A 2,211-nucleotide genomic window follows, 5' to 3' on the forward strand; every position below is an offset into this window, starting at 1 on the left:
AATTGTTCATCTAATGAATTCTCGACGGGATCAACGGGTGGACTATATTCAAAAGGCGATAAATGAAGTGAAATCGGCTATTTCAGATTTAGATATTAAAAGTGAAATCTACGGTCGGCCCAAGCACATTTATTCCGTATACAAGAAAATGGTTGATAAGCATAAGCAATTCAGTCAAATTTATGATTTATTGGCCATTCGGGTCATTGTTCAATCCATTAAAGACTGTTATGCCGTTTTAGGTGCTATTCATACAGAATGGAAACCGATGCCGGGTCGATTTAAAGATTATATTGCAATGCCGAAAGCAAACATGTATCAGTCTTTGCATACAACCGTTATCGGACCTGAAGGAAAGCCACTTGAAGTTCAGATTCGAACCGAAGAAATGCATCGGGTGGCTGAATTTGGTATTGCTGCTCACTGGGCTTACAAAGAAGGCATTACGAACGGTGTCAAGGGCTCCCAAGATAATAACAAGTTGAACTGGTTTAAGCAGATTATCGAATTGCAGGAAGATACAGATGATGCTGCCGATTTTATGGATAGTGTTAAAGGCGAACTATTTGGCGATCACGTTTATGTCTTTACGCCAAAGGGGGATGTTTTTGAACTTCCTAAAGGTGCCGGTCCCTTAGATATGGCTTATATGATTCACACTGAGGTCGGTAATCATACGACAGGGGCAAAGGTAAACGGCAAAATCGTCCCCCTGGATCATCAGGTTAAAAATGGCGATATTGTTGATATTATTACGTCTACAAGCTCATCAGGTCCCAGTCGCGATTGGGTTAAAATGGTTCACACAAGACGAGCCCGAAATAAAATCAAACAATATTTCCGATTAGAAGATCGTGAAAAAAATATTGAAAATGGTCGAAATATCATTACACGAAAGTTGCGTGAAGAAGGTTTTGACGCTCACAAAATATTAACACCTGATCGACTTAACCAGGCAGCTGTTAATATGCATTATCAACGAGATGAGGACCTTTTAGCCGCAATCGGTTTTGGAGATGTTCAGCCTACAGGTGTTGTAAACCGACTTACACAAGATGTTCGAGCTAAGTTGAAACGTGAACGTCAGGATCAGGCTGAGAAAGAGGTTCTTGAAGAACATCAAACGATTTCGGAAAGTACAGAATCAACCAAGCAACACAAGAAAGCTCGAAAATCATCGAATGGCATTGTCATTGAAGGTGTTGACAATCTGCTGGTTCGACTAAGTCATTGCTGCACACCGGTTCCGGGAGACAAAATTGTCGGTTATATTACAAAGGGGCGGGGCGTTTCCGTTCATAGAGTAGATTGCCCAAATATTGCCAAAGCTGAACAGGATGGACAACGATTAATTCAAGTATCCTGGGCCAATGAACCGGGAGATCGAACGATCTATTCTGCCATTTTTTCAGTTCAGGGATATAACCGGGCCGGGTTACTCACAAATATTTTAAATGCTGTTAATAATGTGACTAAAACGGTTTCCTCAGTCAACGGACAGGTAGATAATAATAAAATGGCTACAATTTCACTGTCAGTCGGTATTCGTAACTTGGAACAATTGGAACGACTTATTTCTACACTAAAAAATATTCCGGATGTTTATCTGGTAAAACGAAAATTCAGATAAGGAGCCTATACATTGAAAGTTGTTCTACAGCGCGTTAAACAAGCTTCGGTCTCAATTAATGGCGAAGTCCATGGTCGAATTGGCAGGGGCTATATGCTCCTTGTGGGTGTCAGCGATGATGATGACGATGAGCAAATTGCCTATTTGGTTCACAAAATTAGTCATTTACGTATTTTTGAAGACGCAGATGACAAACTTAACTTAGATATTCATGCTGTTGATGGGGCTATTTTGTCAATTTCCCAATTTACGTTGTATGCAGATACCAAGAAAGGAAATCGTCCCAGCTTTACCAAGGCTGGCCAACCCGAACATGCAGAAAGGGTCTATGAGGCATTTAACGACCAATTGCGGCAAGCTGGTTTAGAGGTTCAAACTGGCATATTTGGCGCGGACATGCTGGTTGATCTTCAAAATGATGGTCCAGTGACAATTATTTTTGATACAGATCACCGTTAGACCTGAAAAATAGTTATAATGATTTTAAGAAAATAAAGACTGAAGCTTCTGATTGCTTCAGTCTTTTTTGAGGGGTGAATTAAATGATTAATCAACTTTTCTGGGATTTTGATGGAACATTG

Annotated in this window: 2 protein-coding genes; both read left to right on the forward strand. The window is 40.3% G+C overall.

Translation table 11 applies throughout. From position 1 onward, the window contains the following. Positions 1–1,630, forward strand: a 1,630-nt coding sequence (locus HMPREF0519_RS05295) for a RelA/SpoT family protein (RefSeq protein ID WP_040472747.1), incomplete at its 5' end; no start/stop codon positions are given. Between the two features lie 12 nt (positions 1,631–1,642). After that, positions 1,643–2,089, forward strand: coding sequence for a D-aminoacyl-tRNA deacylase (gene dtd, locus HMPREF0519_RS05300; RefSeq protein WP_003560300.1), 447 nt, complete (start codon positions 1,643–1,645; stop codon positions 2,087–2,089). Positions 2,090–2,211: the final 122 nt, after the last annotated feature.

Origin of the sequence: Lentilactobacillus hilgardii DSM 20176 = ATCC 8290, from assembly GCF_000159315.1 — a bacterium.
Taxonomy (GTDB): domain Bacteria; phylum Bacillota; class Bacilli; order Lactobacillales; family Lactobacillaceae; genus Lentilactobacillus; species Lentilactobacillus hilgardii.